The 3877-nt window shown below is 69.5% G+C and carries 4 protein-coding genes and 2 pseudogenes; all 6 read right to left on the minus strand.

The features are described from left to right. Nucleotides 1-346: SDR family NAD(P)-dependent oxidoreductase (locus QOD90_RS13670; protein ID WP_526350522.1), on the minus strand; the 346-nt coding region annotated here is incomplete at its 3' end. Next, nucleotides 346-1158: an enoyl-CoA hydratase/isomerase family protein gene (locus QOD90_RS13675; RefSeq protein WP_526350524.1), complete on the minus strand. Its 813-nt coding sequence runs from the start codon at nucleotides 1156-1158 to the stop codon at nucleotides 346-348. The genes QOD90_RS13670 and QOD90_RS13675, both read right to left, overlap by 1 nt. Next, nucleotides 1155-2150, minus strand: a complete 996-nt coding sequence (locus QOD90_RS13680; RefSeq protein WP_526350526.1) for an acyl-CoA dehydrogenase family protein — start codon at nucleotides 2148-2150, stop codon at nucleotides 1155-1157. The genes QOD90_RS13675 and QOD90_RS13680 overlap by 4 nt, the downstream gene beginning before the upstream one ends. Next, nucleotides 2147-2674 (minus strand): acyl-CoA dehydrogenase family protein, encoded by a 528-nt coding sequence (locus tag QOD90_RS13685; RefSeq protein ID WP_526350528.1) that lies wholly within the window; start codon nucleotides 2672-2674, stop codon nucleotides 2147-2149. The genes QOD90_RS13680 and QOD90_RS13685 overlap by 4 nt, the downstream gene beginning before the upstream one ends. Next, nucleotides 2648-3265, minus strand: a pseudogene (locus QOD90_RS13690) (acyl-CoA dehydrogenase family protein); the annotation flags it as partial. The pseudogene QOD90_RS13690 and the gene QOD90_RS13685, both read right to left, overlap by 27 nt. Nucleotides 3266-3279: 14 nt before the next feature. After that, nucleotides 3280-3877 (minus strand): annotated as a pseudogene (locus QOD90_RS13695) (dihydrodipicolinate synthase family protein); the annotation flags it as partial.

Here is a 3877-nt window from a genome sequence, read left to right on the forward strand (position 1 = left end):
AGAGGTTCACCGCAAGCTGCCGGTGCCAGTCCTCGGCGCTGACCGCACCCAAGCGTTGCTCGATCACCATGCCGGCGTTGTTGACCAGATAGTCCAACCGTCCGTGCTGCTCGAGGACCTCGGCAACCAGCTTCTGGCAGGACGCTGACTGCCCGACGTCAGCCTGATGCAGCGTCACGGTCGCACCCGATCGCGCAGCGTCGTCGCGGACCGCGTCCGCCGCAGCGACGTCGCGGACGTACACCGCGGCCACCGTGACACCGGAGCGGGTCAACCGGTGGGTGATGGCACGACCAATCCCCCGCGTTCCGCCCGTGACGAGCGCGACCCGGGCATCGGCGCCCACTACGTCGTCCTCGCGGTCTTGGCTGCCACCCGAGCACTCAGGCGCTCCAGCTCCACGCGGTGCTCCTTGGTGTCGAAGCATGCGCTTTCGGCACGAGCACAGTCCGCCAGGATCACCGCGGCCCGATCGATGTGGGAGTTCAACAGCTGGCGCGCTTGCCGGACGGCCTGCGGCGGGAGCTCGGCGAGGCGCGCGGCCAGACCCAGCGCCTCCGCCAGCACGTCGGAGGCGTGCACCGCCCGGTTCGCCAGCCCCAGGCGGTGGGCTTCGGTGCCGCTAACCCGATCGCCGAGGAGCAGATGTTCCTTGGCTGCGGACAGGCTGGTCAGCAGCGGCCAGAGCACCAAACCCCCTGCACCATCGAGGAGTCCGAGCGAGACCCGCGGGTCCCTGAGGAAGGTGTCTTCGGCCATCACGACCAGGTCACACAGCAGTGCCACCGTGACACCGGCGCCGACCGCGGGGCCATTGACGGCGGCGACGGTGGGGAACGGCAGGCGGGTCATCACCCGGAACAGCTCCTGATGTGTGTCCAGCACGGTGTCACGAAGGTGCCGGTCATTGCGCATCGCGCGGATGGTGCTGATGTCCCCGCCGGCACTGAACGCGCTGCCCTGGCCGGTCAGCACCATCGCACGCACGTCAGCGTCGTCACGCAGGGTGAGAACCACTTCGAGCAGGGCGTGGGCGATCTCGGCGTCCAAGGCGTTTGCCTTGTCGGGCCGGGCCAGGCTCACGCACGCCACCGGCCCGTGACGGTCGACGACGACCGCCGGGTGCGCAGGCGCGTAGGACGGTTCGTCGCCGCTCACAGGTCCACCAGCCGGGGGATCGTCCCGGCCGAGATCAGATGCGCGCCGATCTTCGCGGGCAGTTCGGTTGCCGACCCCAGCACCGAATCCAGCACCAACGCGCGCGCCAGGAAACGGTGGAAGGGATGCTCGGCGGTAAACCCGATCCCGGCCAGCACCTGCTGGCATTGCGTGGCGGCGATCCGCGCCGCCCGCCCCGCCAACGACTTCGCCAACAGACCCGCCAGGAAGGCGTCGTCGGCGTCCCAGGCCGACGACAGCGCCGCCGAGGCGCCCTCGCGGGCGACGTGCGCGTCGGCCAGGCGATTGCGGACCGCTTGAAACGACCCGATGGGCCGCCCGAACTGCACCCGGGTGCGGGCATGGTCGACGGCAAGGTCGATCATCTGACCGACCGCTCCCAGAATCTGGTACCCCAGTGCCAGTCTGCCCGTCGTGGCGACCGCATCCCAGGCTGCGACCGCCCGTTCCCCCGCCACGACCACGTCGGCCGCGACGTCGACGCCGGTGACCTCCGTCATCGCCAGGGCCGGATCGAGACCGTCGACCCGCCGGGTGGAGATCCCAGCGGACTCTTCGAGGCGAACCCAGGCCAGCTCACCCCGGATCGCGACCGGCGCCAGAAACGTCGGGGCCGGCCGTGCGCCGATGACCAGGCCGCGTACCGCCAGCAGCTCGGCGCCGGTGGTGCCGACCAGGTCGGCGCCAACAGCGGGCAGGACGACGTTGCATTCCGTCGTCGCCACCGGCAGGTATTCGGCCAGTGGTTGCAGCAGGACGTCCTGCAACGAGGTCGACATCGATCCGGCGCGACCGAGCGCGGTGAACAGCGCCGAGACCGCATCGCGCGGCGCCTCGGCGAGCAGGTCGGCAAACCCGAACGCATCGAGTCCCTTGGCCAGTTCGGTCCCGTCGAGTTCCTCGGCCAGGCCGCGGAGCGTTACGGCCATCAGGTCGCGCTCCGCGGCGTCGATGGTATGAGCGTCAGTCACGCGCTTCTCGGCAATCCGAGCAGCCGCGACGCCACGATGTCCTTCTGAATTTCACTGGTGCCCCCGTAGATCGTGGCTGCGCGTGAGTAGGCCCACTCGCGCCGCCACGCTCGGCTGCGCGCGGTGTCCTCGGTCTCGATGACGCCGCCCAACAGGTCGCGCGCCACATCGAATACGGCCTGGTCGGCGGCGGCGATCATGATCTTGTCGACCGACGCTTCCGGCCCCGGCAGGTGCCCGTCGGCGATCCGGTCCTGCGTGCTCTTGGAGGTGGTGCGGAAGGCCCACAACAGCTGATAAGCCTCCCCAAGCGCCGCCGCGGACCGTCCGTCTCCGATGCGTTCCAGGAGCAGTCCGAGATGGTGGGCGAGCCAGGCGCCGCGCTGCCAGAAGATCGGGCCGCGCTCGCACGACAGGATGAATTGCGCCACCCGCCAACCGGCGTCGAGTTCGCCGAGCAGACGCGCCGAGGGGACCTCGACGTCCACGAACGAGGTCGAGCAGAACTCGTCGACGCCGGCCATCGTCTCGAGCGGGCTGGCCGTCACCCCCGGTGAGTCCATGTCCACCAGAAAGGCGCTGATCCCCCGCGACCCACGGCCGCCGGTGCGGGCCAGCACGACACATCGGGTGGCGTGGTGCGCCCAGCTGGTCCACAACTTCTCGCCGGTGATCACCCACCCGTCGCGGTGGGGGCGGGCCATCGTCCGCATCGAGCCCAGATCGCTGCCCGCATCAGGCTCGGAGAAGCCCTGGCACCAGAATTCCTCGCCGCGGAGCAGCTGAGGGAAGATGCCCTCGACCAGGTCGGGCCGACCGAACTCGGCCACCGCAGGCCCTAGCACTTCGTGCATCGACCAGGACGTGCTGTGCACCAATGCTCGGCTGGTCAGCTCCTCGCCGAGGACGGCGCGCAGGATCGGCGAACCCCCCAGACCGCCGATCCGCGCCGGCCATCCCCAGCGCATCCAACCCGCATCGAACAGCAACCGCTGCACACGACGCTGGTGGGTCAGCTGAGCATCGACGCTCTGGTCCTCGATCGCAGGGACCAGTTGCTCGCCCACCTCCTCGATCCACGCCCGCACCCCTGAGCGAAATTCGCGCACCTCCACGACGACCCCCGCTCTCAGGACTCGATGAATCCGGAGGCGACATACGCCCGACGGATTGGCGGTTTCAAGTCGTCGGGGAACGCGGTCTGGGGTGGCCGCGCGGGGTGGTCACCGATGGGCAGCCCGAGCAACGAGGCGCCGAACTTGAACCCGGCTCCCCAATGCGTGAACACCCCTGGGCGGGCCGGATGGGACTGATACCGGCGGCTTGCCTCCCGCATCGCGGTTAGACCGGTGTCGGCAGCGAAGGTGCCGGCACGCTCGAAATCACCCTGCACCAACAGCTCTCGCCATTCGCTGAACAACGGCTGGCCCGGCTTCTCATAGAGGTACAGCGCCGAACCGAGCGCCCCTGGGTGCGGGATGCCCAGCCGGACGCCAGCCTCGTCGGCCGCCTCCCACAGCACCATCTCCGGAGCCAGCCGGTGTACTGCCAGGCTGTGCTGCGCGTCGAGCAGACCGTTCTTCAGCCCGCACAATGCGGGGATCTCGCGGTACAGCTCGACGCATTCTTCGGGGGTCAGCACCAGCCCCGTCGAGTGGGAGTTGAAGAAGCCCAGCGGCATGTCGGTGCGGTCCGCGACGTAGCGCAGGTACTCCAGCACGCCGGGT

This window comes from Mycobacterium sp., from assembly GCF_032161845.1.
GTDB lineage: Bacteria > Actinomycetota > Actinomycetes > Mycobacteriales > Mycobacteriaceae > Mycobacterium.